At 72.8% G+C, this 13,426-nt stretch carries 12 protein-coding genes; 6 read left to right on the top strand and 6 right to left on the bottom strand.

Features of this window, described 5'->3' with window-relative positions; all coding sequences use genetic code 11:
* Positions 1 to 22: 22 nt before the first annotated feature.
* Positions 23 to 445 carry a DUF6314 family protein gene (locus tag J0911_RS16105; protein ID WP_207276480.1) on the bottom strand — a complete coding sequence of 141 codons (423 nt, stop codon included), beginning with the start codon at positions 443 to 445 and terminating at the stop codon, positions 23 to 25.
* 139 nt (positions 446 to 584) lie between these two features.
* Between J0911_RS16105 and J0911_RS16100 the strand changes: the two genes are divergently transcribed.
* The 3 genes from J0911_RS16100 to J0911_RS16090 all read left to right on the top strand — a co-directional run bounded on the left by J0911_RS16100 (position 585) and on the right by J0911_RS16090 (position 5,576).
* Positions 585 to 2,675: a M3 family metallopeptidase gene (locus tag J0911_RS16100; RefSeq protein ID WP_207276479.1), complete on the top strand. Its 2,091-nt coding sequence runs from the start codon at positions 585 to 587 to the stop codon at positions 2,673 to 2,675.
* A 100-nt stretch (positions 2,676 to 2,775) separates the two neighbouring features.
* Positions 2,776 to 4,152 carry a chitinase gene (locus J0911_RS16095; RefSeq protein ID WP_207276478.1) on the top strand — a complete coding sequence of 459 codons (1,377 nt, stop codon included), beginning with the start codon at positions 2,776 to 2,778 and terminating at the stop codon, positions 4,150 to 4,152.
* Positions 4,153 to 4,217: 65 nt separating this feature from the next.
* Entirely contained in the window at positions 4,218 to 5,576 is a 1,359-nt protein-coding gene (locus J0911_RS16090; protein WP_207276477.1) for a M20/M25/M40 family metallo-hydrolase, read from the top strand.
* Between the two features lie 11 nt (positions 5,577 to 5,587).
* Here the strand turns inward: J0911_RS16090 and J0911_RS16085 are convergent, their stop codons facing one another.
* The gene (locus J0911_RS16085; protein WP_207276476.1) at positions 5,588 to 6,034 is read right to left on the bottom strand and encodes a nitroreductase family deazaflavin-dependent oxidoreductase; all 447 of its coding nucleotides are present in this window, start codon (positions 6,032 to 6,034) and stop codon (positions 5,588 to 5,590) included.
* Positions 6,035 to 6,157: 123 nt separating this feature from the next.
* On the opposite strand from J0911_RS16085, the gene J0911_RS16080 reads away from it, so the two are divergent.
* Positions 6,158 to 7,060: a PAC2 family protein gene (locus J0911_RS16080; protein ID WP_207276475.1), complete on the top strand. Its 903-nt coding sequence runs from the start codon at positions 6,158 to 6,160 to the stop codon at positions 7,058 to 7,060.
* A 4-nt stretch (positions 7,061 to 7,064) separates the two neighbouring features.
* Here J0911_RS16080 and J0911_RS16075 read toward each other — a convergent pair whose 3' ends face one another.
* The 3 genes from J0911_RS16075 to J0911_RS16065 form a co-directional block, all read right to left on the bottom strand.
* Positions 7,065 to 9,290, bottom strand: a complete 2,226-nt coding sequence (locus J0911_RS16075; RefSeq protein ID WP_207276474.1) for an acyltransferase family protein — start codon at positions 9,288 to 9,290, stop codon at positions 7,065 to 7,067.
* 8 nt (positions 9,291 to 9,298) lie between these two features.
* Positions 9,299 to 10,570 carry a cysteine--1-D-myo-inosityl 2-amino-2-deoxy-alpha-D-glucopyranoside ligase gene (gene mshC, locus J0911_RS16070; RefSeq protein WP_207276473.1) on the bottom strand — a complete coding sequence of 424 codons (1,272 nt, stop codon included), beginning with the start codon at positions 10,568 to 10,570 and terminating at the stop codon, positions 9,299 to 9,301.
* 116 nt (positions 10,571 to 10,686) lie between these two features.
* The gene (locus J0911_RS16065; RefSeq protein ID WP_207276472.1) at positions 10,687 to 10,902 is read right to left on the bottom strand and encodes a DUF5703 family protein; all 216 of its coding nucleotides are present in this window, start codon (positions 10,900 to 10,902) and stop codon (positions 10,687 to 10,689) included.
* A gap of 145 nt (positions 10,903 to 11,047) precedes the next feature.
* On the opposite strand from J0911_RS16065, the gene J0911_RS16060 reads away from it, so the two are divergent.
* A complete protein-coding gene (locus tag J0911_RS16060) occupies positions 11,048 to 11,371 on the top strand; it encodes a primosomal protein (RefSeq protein ID WP_207276471.1) in 324 nt (107 codons plus the stop codon).
* Between the two features lie 7 nt (positions 11,372 to 11,378).
* On the opposite strand, the gene J0911_RS16055 is transcribed toward J0911_RS16060, so the two are convergent.
* Positions 11,379 to 12,320: an aldo/keto reductase gene (locus J0911_RS16055; protein WP_207276470.1), complete on the bottom strand. Its 942-nt coding sequence runs from the start codon at positions 12,318 to 12,320 to the stop codon at positions 11,379 to 11,381.
* 38 nt (positions 12,321 to 12,358) lie between these two features.
* Between J0911_RS16055 and J0911_RS16050 the strand changes: the two genes are divergently transcribed.
* On the top strand, positions 12,359 to 13,282 hold the full coding sequence (locus J0911_RS16050; RefSeq protein ID WP_207276469.1) for an undecaprenyl-diphosphate phosphatase: 924 nt from the start codon (positions 12,359 to 12,361) through the stop codon (positions 13,280 to 13,282).
* Positions 13,283 to 13,426 lie beyond the last annotated feature (144 nt).

Raw genomic sequence — 13,426 nt, 5'->3', positions numbered from 1 at the left:
CAGGGAGGAGGCCGGCCGGTGACTACTCGGCGCGCGAGTACCGCGTCACCATCGTGTAGTCCTTGGCGGGGCCGGTGACCTGCCAGCGGATCGTCCAGATGGACCCGGAGCCGGGCGCGACCATGCCTTCGTAGAGGTCACGTCCGCACGCGTGCTCGACGGGCCGGGCCGTCCAGGGGTGGAAGTCCCGGCCGTCCTCGAAGGTCACCCGCCAGCCGCTCGGGGGTGCGGCGGCGGCGGAGGGGCCCCGCACCAGGAACAGCGTGCGGTTCACGGGCGTGCTCCGGTCCGCCCAGCGCAGTGTGCCCTCCTCCGCCCACCGGATCCGGCCGTCCCCCTCCGGCGTGAACATGGCCTTGCCGGAGGCGTCGTATTCCGTGCCGTCGCGGTGGTCACGGACCTCGCGGTGGAAGTCCCAGGTGCCGAGGAGTCGTGACGGATCCACGGGCCCAGCGTAGAGGTCGTGCCCGGGTGCCGGGCGGGATGGCGTTGTCTCGGCTGCGCCGGCTCGACTGGTTCCTCACCCACCTCGCCCACCTGGAGAGGCCGTCCCCGCCGGACGACGACCGGGCGAGAATGAGGCCATGACGATCCCCGACGCCGCCACCGCGGCCACCCTCGACCCCGCGAACCCGTACGCCGCGCCGTCCACCCTCCCGTACGAGCTGCCCGACCACACGGCGATCCGCGAGGAGCACCACGAGCCCGCGATCATGGCCGGGATGGCCGCCCAGCGCGCCGAGATCGAGGACGTCGTCACCAACCCCGCGCCGCCCACCGTGGAGAACACCCTCGAGGCGCTCGAACGGTCCGGCGCACTCCTCGGCCGGGCGCTGCGGGTGTTCTGGAACCAGCTGGCCGCGGACGCCACGCCCGGGCTCGAGGACATCGAGGCGCGCGTCGCCCCGCAGCTGGCCGCGCACGAGGACGCCATCTACCTGGACGCCCGCCTCTATCAGCGGGCCCTGGTCCTCCAGGAACAGGCCGACGCCGGCACGCTCGCCCTGGAACCCGACACCGCCTACCTGCTCGAGAAGCTCCTGGTCCGCATCCGCCGCTCCGGCATCGAGCTGTCCGGCGCCGACCAGGACACCCTCCGGGGCCTCAACGCGCGGCTCACCACACTGCAGGCCGAGTTCGGCCGCAAACTCCTGGCGGGCGCCAACGCCGCGAGCGTCCTGATCACGGACGAGGCAGAGCTCGACGGCCTGTCCGACGCCGCCCGCGCCGGTGCGCGGGCGGCCGCCGAGTCCCGCGGCCGCGAGGGCTGGCTGCTCGAGATGCAGCTCTTCAGCCACCAGCACGTCCTCGCCTCTCTCACGCGCGCCGACGTCCGCGCGCGCGTCCAGACCGCCTCCGAGAACCGTGGCCGCGACGGTTCCGCGCACGACACCCGCACGACCCTCCTCGAGATGGCCCGCCTGCGCGCCGAGCGCGCCCGCCTGCTCGGCTACGACCACCACGCGGCCTACGTCGCCGAGGACGCGTGCGCCGGCACGACCCAGGCCGTCGACGCGATGCTCGCCCGTCTCACCCCGCCCGCCGTCGCCAACGCCCGCGCCGAGCACGCGGACCTGGAGGCGCTCGCGGGCGCTCCCGTCACGGCGGCGGACTGGTCCTACCACGCGGAGGCCGTACGCAAGGAGCGGTTCTCCCTCGACGACGCGCTGCTGCGTCCCTACCTGGAGCTGGAGCGCGTCGCGCACGACGGCGTGTTCCGGGCCGCGAACCTGCTGTTCGGCCTGTCCTTCACCGAGCGCCACGACCTGACCGGCTACCACCCCGACGTGCGGATCTTCGAGGTGTTCGACCAGCCGGAGCCGGGGGAGCGGAACCAGGGTCTGGGCCTGTTCGTCGCCGACTGGTTCACCCGTGAAGCGAAGCGCGGAGGTGCTTGGATGAGCAATCTCGTGGACCAGAACCGCCTGCTGGGCCAGCGGGCCGTCGTCGTGAACAACCTCAACATCGTCCGCGCGCCCGCCGGTGAGCCCACCCTGCTCTCCTGGGACGAGGTCACCACGATGTTCCACGAGTTCGGTCACGCGCTGCACGGCCTGTTGTCCGACGTGCGCTACCCGTCGCAGTCCGGCACCAGCGTCCCGCGCGACTTCGTCGAGTACCCGTCCCAGGTCAACGAGATGTGGGCGTGGGAGCCTGAGATCCTCGGCCACTTCGCCGTGCACCACGAGACCGGCGAGCCGATGCCGCGCGAGTGGATCGACACGATGCTCGCCTCCCGCCAGTACGGCGAGGGCTTCTCCACCACCGAGTACCTCGGTGCCGCCCTGCTGGACCAGGCGTGGCACCAGCTCGCCCCGGAGGACGTGCCGGCCACGCCCGGCGACGTCGCCGGGTTCGAGCGGGCGGCGCTCGCCGCGGCGGGCGCCGACTTCGGGCCCGTTCCGCCGCGCTACCGCACCACCTACTTCAACCACATCTTCGGCGGCGGCTACTCGGCCGCGTACTACTCGTACATCTGGTCCCAGGTCCTCGACGCCGACACCGTCGAGTGGTACCGCGAGAGCGGAGGCCTGACCCGGGAGAACGGTGAGGCGTTCCGGCGGCGGCTCCTGGCGCGCGGCGGATCGCAGGACCCGTCGCAGTCCTTCCGGGACCTGCGCGGGCGCGACCCGGAGATCGCCCCGCTGCTGGCCCGCCTCGGACTCGGCGACTGACGGGAGCCGCGCGGCGCGGGTACGGGAAAGCACTGATGTGTCGCCGGAGCCCCCGGTCGTACGGTCTCCTTACTAACTCGTTGGATGGTGGGAGAAGACCATGCGCACACGGCTCCGGCGGCGCACCAGCGCCGCCATCACCTCGTTGTTCGTCGCACTCGTCGCCGTCGCCGGGCTCGGCGGGATCGTGCCGGCCCAGGCCGCCACCGGTGCCATCGTCGGCTTCGCCGACAAATGCGTCGACGTCGACGGCGCGAACAGTGCGGACGGCACCCCGGTGCAGCTGTACACGTGCAACGGCACGGCCGCGCAGACCTGGGACGTCCGCTCCGACGGAACGATCCGCGCGCTCGGCAAGTGCCTCGACGTCGCCTGGGCGGACCCGACGAACGGCACCAGGGTGCAGATCGTCGGCTGCAACGGCAACGCCGCACAGCAGTGGACGCACCACGCGGACGGCACGCTGCGGGCGCTGGGCAAGTGCCTCGACGTCGACGGCTGGAACAGCGCCGACCGGACACCGCTGATCATCTGGGACTGCCACGGCGGCGCCAACCAGCAGTGGACGCTGCCGACGGGCGGCGGGGGTGGCGACCCGCTGCCCGGCCGCATGGCCGGAGCGCCCTACCTGTATCTCGGCTGGGGCAACCCGCAGAACGCCGTCGACGTCATGAACCAGACCGGCGTTCGCGGGTTCACCATGGCGTTCATGCTCTCGTCGGGCGGCTGCAATCCCGCCTGGGACGGCCAGCGCCCGCTGACGGGCGGCGTCGACGAGCAGACCATCAACGCGATCAAGGCGGCGGGCGGACAGGTGCAGATCTCGTTCGGCGGCTGGTCCGGGAACAAGCTCGGCCCGAACTGCGCGACGCCGGAGGCCTTCGCCGGCGCGGTGCAGCGGGTGATCGACGCGCACCACCCCCACGTCGTCGACTTCGACATCGAGAACTCCGACGAGTTCGAGAACGAGGTGGTCCAGGACCGCATCCTGCGCGGGCTGGCCATCGTCAAGCAGAACAACCCGAACACGAAGATCGTGGTCACCTTCGGTACCGGCGTGAACGGCCCCACCTGGTGGGGGACGCGCCTGATCAACCGGGCCGCCGAGTTCGGCACGCCGATCGACAACTACACGATCATGCCCTTCAACTTCGGCGGCGGGGACATGCGGGCCGACACGATCAGCGCCGCGCAGGGCCTGAAGGACCAGCTCATGGCGGCGCACGGCTGGTCCGAGGCCGAGGCGTACGCCCACGTCGGGATCTCCGGCATGAACGGGCTCTCCGACCAGGGCGAGACCACCACCCCCGCGCAGTGGACGGCGATCCGCGACTGGGCGCGCGCCCAGGGCGTGGGACGGTTCGCGTTCTGGTCCGTCAACCGGGACCGCCCGTGCCCGGGCGGCGGCGTCACCAGCAACTGCAGCGGTATCGCCCAGGGTGACCTGGAGTTCACTAGGATCACGGCGGGCTTCTGAGAAGGCCACCGGCAGACCCGCTCCGTCCACGCGGCCGCGCGGACGGAGCGGGTACCGTGTCCGACGTGACCGAGACTGCGCGACCCGCTTCCCCCGCTTCACCCGTCCCCGCCGCCGAGGACGAGGTGGTCGGCATCTGCCGCGACCTCATCCGGTTCGACACCTCGAACTACGGCACCGGCGACGGGCCGGGGGAGCGGGCCGCCGCCGAGTACGTCATGGAACTGCTGACCGAGGTCGGCCTCGCGCCCGAGATCTTCGAGTCCGAACCCGGCCGGGCGTCCGTCGTCGTACGGCTGGAGGGAAGGGACCCGTCGCGGCCCGCCCTCGTGCTGCACGGCCACCTCGACGTCGTACCGGCAGCGGCCGGCGACTGGAGCGTGGACCCGTTCGCCGCCGAGGAGACGGAAGGTCTCATCTGGGGCCGCGGCGCCGTGGACATGAAGGACATGGACGCCATGATCCTGTCCGTCGTGCGGCAGATGGCGCGCGAGGGCCGCAAGCCCGCGCGCGACGTCGTCGTCGCGTTCTTCGCCGACGAGGAGAACGGCGGACGGCTCGGCGCGGGCCACATGACCGGTGAGCACGCGGAGCTCTTCGAGGGTGCGACCGAGGCCGTCAGCGAGGTCGGTGGGTTCTCCGTGGACGTCGGTGGTCACCGTGCCTACCTGCTGCAGACCGCGGAGAAGAGCCTGTCCTGGATGCGGCTGGTCGCCGACGGCCGGGCGGGCCACGGCTCCCAGGTCAACCACGACAACGCGGTCACGGCGCTCGCCGAGGCCGTGGCCCGCATCGGGCGGTACGCGTGGCCGTACACGCCCACGCCCACGGTGGACGCGCTGTTGCGCGGAGTCGCCGACCTGACCGGCCTGCCCTACGACGCCGCCCGCTTCACGGAGGACCCGGGCATGGTCGACGACCTGGTCGCCGCGCTCGGGCCCGCGGCCAAGTTCGTCGGCGCCACCGTGCGCAACACCTCCAACCCCACCCAGCTGGAGGCCGGCTACAAGGCGAACGTCATCCCGGGCTCGGCCTCGGCGGCCGTCGACGTGCGGCTCCTACCGGGTCACGAGGCCGAGGGCGTCGAGACGCTCAAGGAACTGGCCGGGCCCGGCGTGCGCGTCGAGCCGATCCATCAGGACGTGTCCCTCGAGGTGCCGTTCACCGGCTCCCTCGTGGACGCGATGGTCGACGCGATCTCCGCCGAGGACCCGGGCGCCAGCGTGCTGCCGTACACACTCTCGGGCGGTACGGACAACAAGTGGATGTCCCGGCTCGGCATCACCGGCTACGGCTTCGCGCCGCTGCGGCTGCCCGCCGACCTCGACTTCGCCGGAATGTTCCACGGCGTGGACGAGCGCGTGCCGACCGATGCCCTCAAGTTCGGCACCCGCGTCCTCGACCGGCTCCTGGCCACCTGCTGACAGGGGGCGTCTCAGTCCACCGGCTCCAGGAGGAACAGCGGGATCTGCCGGTCCGTCTTCTTCTGGTACTCGCCGTACGTCGACCACGTGGCCACCGCGTACTGCCACCACTCGGCCCGCTCGTCGCCCGACAGCTCCCGCGCCACGTACGCCTTCTTCACCGGGCCGTCCTGGAGCTCGACGCGAGGGTTGGCGCGGAAGTTGTGGACCCAGACCGGGTTCGTCGGTGCCCCGCCGCGCGATCCCACCGCCAGGTACCGGCCGTCCCTCTCGACGCGCATCAACGGGGTCTTGCGGATCTTGCCGGTCTTCGCGCCCCGGTTGGTGATCACGACGATCGGGTCGTCGCCGCCTCGGAGGGTGTTAGCCTCCCTGCCCCCCGACGCCTCGAACGCCTCCACCTGGTCGCGCACCCATCCGGCGGTGCTCGGCACGTATTCGCCCTCGAGTTCTGTCATGGTGATGCCAACCACCCAGCTGCACGGATATTCCTGACACGCCCCTGACGAGCCCGGACACACCGCGCCACGCCACGGGCGAACGCACCCCGGACCGCCAGGCATACCCCATAGGGTGGGAGGATGACCGACGCCCAGTCCGAGCCGAACGAGCAGGCCCCGACCCCCCGCACGGTCCGCAAGACCGTGCTCCTGGCTGCCTTCGAAGGCTGGAACGACGCCGGGGGCGCGGCGACCAGCGCGCTCACGCACCTGTGCGAGGTGTGGGGCGCGGAGAAGGTGGCCGAGCTCGACCCCGACGAGTACCACGACTTCCAGGTGAACCGCCCCACCGTCGCGTTCGACGACGACGGCAAGCAGCACATCACCTGGCCGACGACGTCGGTCTGGGTGGCCCACCTGCCGGAGCGCACGGTCGTGCTGGTCCACGGCATCGAGCCGTCGATGCGCTGGCGCAAGTACTGCGCCGAACTGCTCGGCCTGGCCGGCGACCTCGGCGTCGAGACGTTCGTGACCCTCGGCGCACTCCTGGCCGACGTGCCGCACACCCGGCCCATCCCCATGACGGCGACGTCCGACAGCGTCGGCGTGCAGGCCGTCCTGGACATCGAGCCCAACACGTACACCGGGCCGACCGGGATCGTCGGAGTGATGCAGCACGAGGCCGCCGCCCGCGGACTGCAGTCGGTGTCCCTGTGGGCCGCGGTGCCGCACTACGTCGCGAACCCGCCCTCGCCCAAGGCGGCGCTCGCGATCCTGACGCGCATCGAGGAACTGCTCGGCGAGTCCATCGACATGGGCGACCTGCCCGACGACGCGGCGGCCTGGCAGCAGGGCGTCGACGAGCTCGCGAGCGAGGACTCCGAGATCTCCGAGTACGTGGCCCAGCTGGAGGAGGCGAAGGACACCGCCGAACTGCCCGAGGCGTCCGGTGACGCGATCGCGCGAGAGTTCGAGCGCTACCTGCGCCGCCGCGACGGCGGCGGCAAGGACGGCAAGGACCCGGGCGGCACCGGATCCTTGTGAGCGGTCACGGCCGCGGCGCCCCGGCGCCGGTCCGGGCGGGCGCGTCCTCGAACAGCCACGGTGCGGCGGCGCGTACGGCGGCGTCCAGGTCCGGGCCGAGCGTCTCGGCGTACGTACCGGTCAGATGGTCGGCGTCCCGGTAGACCACCACGTTGCCCACCACCACGTCGCACGTCTCCGGCCCGCAGACCGCGTCGGTGAGGTCCAGGTGCACGATCCCGGCCCCGGTCGGGTCGCCGGCCGCCGCCGCGGCGGGGAACGTGCCGCCGAACAGGTCGTCCCGGGGCGCCGAGCAGGCGGCCGAGGCCTCCTCGCGGGGCAGGGCCTCGTGGCGCTCGAGGCAGGCGGGCACGCGCTCGGTGAAGCGCGGCGTGTCCCGCACGCCGATCACCTGGATGCCGGCGTCCGCGATCTGCGTCCAGGCCGCGGCCTGCTCGGGGACGACGACGTCCCTGCCCTCGGTGGAGGTCTTCGTGCTCTCCACCACCACGACGTCGGGCCGGTCGGCCAGCACCCGGTCGAGCGCGCCGGCCGACCACTCCACGCAGTACCGGTGCGAGGCCTGCGGACCGACCGTCAGACGGCAACCGTGCTTGATGACCGCCGTCACCTCCCAGCCGGCGTCGTCCGCGACCTGCACCCAGGCATCCTCCCAGTGCTGGGTGTGGGATCCGCCGACCAGGTAGACCCGCCGGGTCGGTTCACCCGATTCGGGTGCGGCGATCACACAGGTGACCACCTCGCCGGACTTCTTGTCGCTGTTGGCGCAGTCGGTCAGGTGGCGTCCGTCGCTGCCGGCGATCGTCGTGGACGGCCGGAACGGGACCTCCTCCGCGAGGCCGGCGTCACCCGGCCAGCCGGGACGCAGCACCGCGGCGCCCGGATGGGCGGCCGACGGCTCCGTGAGCGCCGCGAGCTGCGCGACTCGTCCGCGCTGGAGACCGTCCGCGGCGGCCCACGCACCGCCGGCGACCACCACGCAGACGGCACCGAGGAGCGCGCCGGCCCGGACGGGGAGCCGGTGGCGGGACCGGGGCCGTGCGGTCCACCGTTCCACCGGGCCCGCGATCCAGCGCACGGTCGCCCAGGCCAGTGCCACGGAGACGGCGACGACGGCGGCACCGTCAAGGACGCCCGTCCGGGACCGCCCGGAGACGGCGAGCCACGCGATCAGGAGCGGCCAGTGCCACAGGTAGAGCGCGTACGAGATCGTCGCCAGCCGGCGCGGGAGGGGGCCCGCCAGGACACGCGTGAACAGGCGGGCCCGCGCGCCGCCGGCCGGTTCGGCGTGGTCGGCGGCGCGCGGCGCCCCCGCATCGGCGGCCAGGAGGACCAGCAGGGCACCCACCACCGGGAAGAGCGTCGCGGGCCCCGGGAAGAGCCGGCCGCCGTCGAACAGGAACCCGCAGCTCACGACCGCGAGCAGCCCGGCCCATCCGGCCACGCCACGCAGCACGGCGGACAGGCACACCCGGCGCACGGCGAGCGCCAGCAGACCACCCGCCCCGATCTCCCAGATCCGCGCGAAGGTGTGGAAGTAGGCGACCTGCTGGGCGGTGGTCGTGAGCCAGATCGCGTACCCGAAGGACGCCACCGTCACCGTGCCGAGCAGGGCGGCGAACAGGCGTTCCGCCGTGATCCGGCGGCCCCGGAACCGGCGGACCCGTGCCGCGAGCATCACGCAGCCGAGCGCGACCACCGGCAGCGCCGCGAGGTACTGCACCTGGACCGCGAGCGACCAGAAGTGCTGCAGCGGACTCGCGGCCGGACCGGCCGCGCCGTAGGCCAGCTCGGCACCGATGAGACGCCAGTTCTCCCAGCTCGTGGTCGACGCCGCGACCTCGCGTAGCACCCCCTCCCACCGCCCGGCGGGCAGGATCGCCAGCGTGCCGCCGACCACGGCGAGCAGCACGACGAGCGCGGTCGGCGCGAGCCGGAGGAGGTCACGGGACCAGGCCTCGGGTGCGGTGAGACGCCCCGTGGTCGCCCGGCGCAGCACGGCACGCGTGGTGAGGAACCCGGAGATCACCAGGAACACGTCGACCCCGCCCGACACGCGCCCGGCACCGAACACGTGGAACAGCACGACCAGGGCCAGAGCCACCCCGCGCAGACCGTCGATCTCCGCGATCCGTCCCGCCGCGGTCGCAGGACGTGTCCCTGTCGGACCAGGTGGTGCGGCGTTCCCGCGCACGGCGGAGCCCGCGTGCACGCCGAGGTTCCCGGGCACCGCGCGCGTCAGAGACGGACGCCCAGGAGGGCGTTGACCGCGCGCGACAGGACACCCGGGGCGCCCTCCTCGTCGGTGGCCGTGTCGCGCGACGGGTCCAGCGCCTCGTCCGCCCAGGCGTCCACCGCGGCGAGCGCAGCGGGCGCGTCGAGATCCCGGGCCAGCGCCGTGCGGAGAGCGGCGAGGGCGTCGTCGGCGGGCGGACCGCCGTTGCCCGAGAGCGCTGCCCGCCAGTGCTCCAGACGTGCCGTGCCGGCGGCCAGGTCGGCGTCCGACCATTCCCACGCGGTGCGGTAGTGGTGGGCGAGCAGCGCGAGGCGGATCGCCATCGGGTCGGCGCCGTCGGCGCGAAGCCGGGAGACCAGCACGAGGTTCCCGCGAGACTTGCTCATCTTCTCGCCCTGATAGGCGATGAGGGCGGCGTGCACGTGCGTGGCGGCCGGCTCGGCACCGAGCGCGCGCAGATGGGAGATCGACATCTCGTGGTGCGGGAACACCAGATCGGCGCCTCCGCCCTGGACGTCGAACGTACCCCCTCGGGACAGCCCGAGTCCCGCGCGGGCGATCACCGCGCACTCGATGTGCCAGCCCGGCCGTCCGCGCCCCAGCGTCCCGCCGTCCCACGCGGGCTCGCCGGGACGTTCGGCCCGCCACAGCAGGGGGTCGAGCGGGTCGCGCTTGCCGGGCCGGCCGGGATCGCCGCCGCGCTCGGCGAACACGGCACCCATCGCGGCCCGGTCGAGGAGCGACACGCTGCCGAACCCGGCGTCCGCCGACAGGTCGGCGTAGACGTCGTCACCGGTCCCGCCGTCCTCGGACGACGGCACACGGTAGGCCGTCCCGGCCTCCAGCATCGCGGTCACGGCCGCGGCCACGTCCGGCACGGACTCCACGACGCCGCAGTAGACGTCCGGCGGGACCACGCCGAGGGCCGTCATGTCCTCGGCGAACAAGGCGACCTGGTCCCGGGCGAGCTGGGCCCAGTCCACGCCCGTCGCGGCCGCGCGCTCCAGCAGCGGGTCGTCGACGTCGGTCACGTTGGACACGTACGTGACCTGCTTGCCGGCGTCACGCAGAGCGCGAACCAGCAGATCGAACGTCACATACGTGTTCGCATGGCCGATGTGCGTGGCGTCGTACGGCGTGATGCCGCAGACGTACAGGCCGGCCGTGGCGCCGGGCGCGGCCTCCACCAGGCCACCGGTCGAGGTGTCGTGCACCTGGATCTTGTCGGAGCTGCCAGGGATCGCGGGGATCTGCGGAACGGGCCAGGAATGCACGCGCACAGCCTAGACGGTCCCTCCGGCACGTCCGGGCCCCGGGCGCCGTTCCGGGCGCAGGTCACACCGCCCGGTGCGCCCGCCCCCGTCACCGGAGGCAGGCGCACCGGACGGGTTCACAGCGTCGGCTGGACGCGGATGATCTTGCGCCGGAGCCACACCCGGCGCTCGCCGCCCAGGTAGAGCCGCGTGCGGGCCAGCTCCCAGCGTCCGTACTCGGCCTCGTCGGTGAGCAGTTTGCGAGCGTCGGGCACGCTCGTGGATCTGTCGATGGTCACGACCCGGTACTCGTACTGGCCGTGCTTGCGCCACGTGGAGCCGTTACCCGCCATGTGTCACCGTCCCCGTCACAGACGACAATTCGTCCGTCCATTGTGGCTCATCCGTTGCCGGGATCAAGGGTTCGGGCCCGTGTCGGCGGACACGGATAGCGCTGACCGATACCGCAGGCCAGCGCGCGGCAGTAGAGTTCGATGCATGACCGTTGACCCGCGCGCCGCACTCGACCGCCTCGTGGCCGCACTCGAGGCCCACTACAACGCGGTCGCCACGAGACGGAGCGACGACGACCCCGCCGTCGACGACGCCTACGACGTCCTCGCCGACGCCTACGAGGTGTACGAGGACGCCCTGGCCACGCGCTTCGGCGAGGTCACTCCGTTCTACCTGGCCGAGGACCTCGACGACGACGAGGACGACGACGGCAGCGACGACGACGATGACGACCTCGACTACGACTTCGAGGACGAACTCGCGGACGTCGACGACGCGGCGGCGCCGGCCGGCGAACCGGCGCGCTGAGGCCCGCCTACCAGCGTTCCGGGTAGCCGACCGGCGGCGCGGACACGTCGTCGAGCGCGGACAGCACCTCCGCCGGGAGCCGGAGGTCCGTGGCACCGAGACTCGTGCGCAGCTGGGCGGGGGTGCGTGCTCCCACGATCGCCGATGCGAGCCGCGGCCGCTCCAGCAGCCACGACAGCGCGACCTCGGCGGGTGCCCGGCCCAGGCCGTCCGCGGCGATGCCGACGGCGTCGACCACCGACGTGGCCTCGCCCTCCAGGTAGGGCGCGACGAAGCCGGCCAGATGGTTCGACGCCGCTCGCGAGTCGGCGGGGACACCGTGACGGTACTTGCCGGTGAGCACCCCGCGGCCCAGCGGCGACCAGGCGAGCAGCCCCATGCCGAGCGCGTCGGCGGCGGGCAGCGCCTCCCGCTCGGCGCCCCGCTGCACCAGGGAGTACTCGAGGGACACGGCGGGCAGGCCGATGTCGTCGCTCAGGAGCGAGGCGGCCCTGGCGGTCGCCCAGCCCGGGTGGTTGCACAACCCGGCGTAGCGGGCGCGGCCGGACGTGACGGCGAGCCGCAGCGCCGAGCAGGTCTCCGTCAGCGGCGTGGCACCGTCCGGGCACGCCACGAGGAACAGGTCGACATGGTCGGTACCCATCCGGCGCAACGAGGCGTCCAGGGAGTCCAGGAGCGCCCCGCGCGACGCGTCACGGCGGGTCCCGGCCTTGGTCGCCAGCACGACGTCGTCCCGCGCCACCTTGCCGGACAGGAGCGTGCCGATGACGGTCTCGGCCTCGCCCTCGCCGTAGGCGGCCGCGGTGTCGATCAGGGTGCCCCCGGCATCGAGGAAATCGCGCACCTGCTCGGCGGCGTCGAGCTCGTCGGTGTCCCGGCCCCAGGTCATCGTCCCCAGCCCGAGCTCCGAGACGCGCAGCCCGGAGGCCCCCACCCTGCGGTGTTCCATGCTCGCAGGCTACCCGGCAGCGGGTAGGGTTACCGCCCGTGACGTCGTGGCAAGCCATCTTCCTGGGCCTGATCCAGGGTCTGACCGAGTTCCTCCCGATCTCCTCGAGCGCGCACCTGCGTATCACCAGCGAGCTGATCGGTGCCGGTGACGCCGGGGCGGCGTTCACCGCGATCACCCAGCTCGGCACGGAGACGGCCGTCGTCATCTACTACCGCAGGAAGATCGGCCAGATCCTCGTCGCGTGGTTCCGCGCCCTGACGGGGGCGAACGGCCCGGACTGGCGATCGCGCCTCGGCCTGGGCCCCGCCGCCGGGTCGGTCGACGTGCGCCACGCCCGGCCCGGGATCAGCGTCGCGGACCCGGACGCCGCGATGGGCTGGTACATCATCCTCGGCTCGATCCCGATCGTCGTGCTCGGCCTCCTGTTCGAGGACTACATCGAGACCAGCCTGCGCAACCTGTGGCTGACCGTGGCCATGCTCGCCGGGTTCGGGGCCGTCATCCTGTGGGCCGACCGGACGGCGCGCCAGGAGCGGGAGCTCGACACGCTCACCCCGCGCAGCGCGATCACCTACGGGATCGCGCAGTCCCTCGCGCTCGTCCCGGGGGTGTCGCGCTCCGGTGGCACCATCGCCGCAGGACTCTTCATGGGCTTCAAGCGCGGCGCCGCCGCCGACTACTCGTTCCTGCTGGCACTTCCCGCCGTGTTCGGGTCGGGCTTCTACCAGCTGCTGAAGACCGTCGGCGAGCCGATTCCCGACGGTGCTCCGGGCTGGAGCGCGACGCTCATCGCGACGGTCGTGGCGGGCGTCGTCGGCTACTTCGTGATCGTGGCGTTCCTCCGGATCGTCAAGCGCTACTCCTTCGCGCCGTTCGTCTACTACCGCTTCGCGCTCGCGGCCGTCGTCGCCGTGCTGCTCGTCACCGGCACGATCGACGCGACCGGCGGGGTCGGCTGAGACCAGGCGCCGGGCCGCACCGCTCCGACGGGCGGTGCGGGGGAGAACTCCCCTTGACTTCGGATTGCGCGGTGGCCACTGTGTGTGTCGGCCCGGACCAGGGTCGAGTGCTTTCGCCATCACGTCGTGCCGGGGGCCGGCCCC

This window comes from Myceligenerans salitolerans, assembly GCF_017349295.1.
Lineage (GTDB): Bacteria > Actinomycetota > Actinomycetes > Actinomycetales > Cellulomonadaceae > Myceligenerans > Myceligenerans salitolerans.
The sequence above is the reverse complement of the archived record's forward strand: the minus strand, read 5'-3'. Positions and strand labels throughout refer to the sequence as shown.

Excerpts from the sequence above, each read along its gene's own strand:
- J0911_RS16080 (WP_207276475.1), top strand. The coding sequence starts at position 6,158 with ATGACCGACGCCCAGTCCGAGCCGAACGAGCAGGCCCCGACCCCCCGC.
- J0911_RS16065 (WP_207276472.1), bottom strand. The coding sequence starts at position 10,902 with ATGGCGGGTAACGGCTCCACGTGGCGCAAGCACGGCCAGTACGAGTAC.
- J0911_RS16095 (WP_207276478.1), top strand. The coding sequence starts at position 2,776 with ATGCGCACACGGCTCCGGCGGCGCACCAGCGCCGCCATCACCTCGTTG.
- J0911_RS16100 (WP_207276479.1), top strand. The coding sequence starts at position 585 with ATGACGATCCCCGACGCCGCCACCGCGGCCACCCTCGACCCCGCGAAC.
- J0911_RS16055 (WP_207276470.1), bottom strand. The coding sequence starts at position 12,320 with ATGGAACACCGCAGGGTGGGGGCCTCCGGGCTGCGCGTCTCGGAGCTC.
- J0911_RS16085 (WP_207276476.1), bottom strand. The coding sequence starts at position 6,034 with ATGACAGAACTCGAGGGCGAATACGTGCCGAGCACCGCCGGATGGGTG.
- J0911_RS16060 (WP_207276471.1), top strand. The coding sequence starts at position 11,048 with ATGACCGTTGACCCGCGCGCCGCACTCGACCGCCTCGTGGCCGCACTC.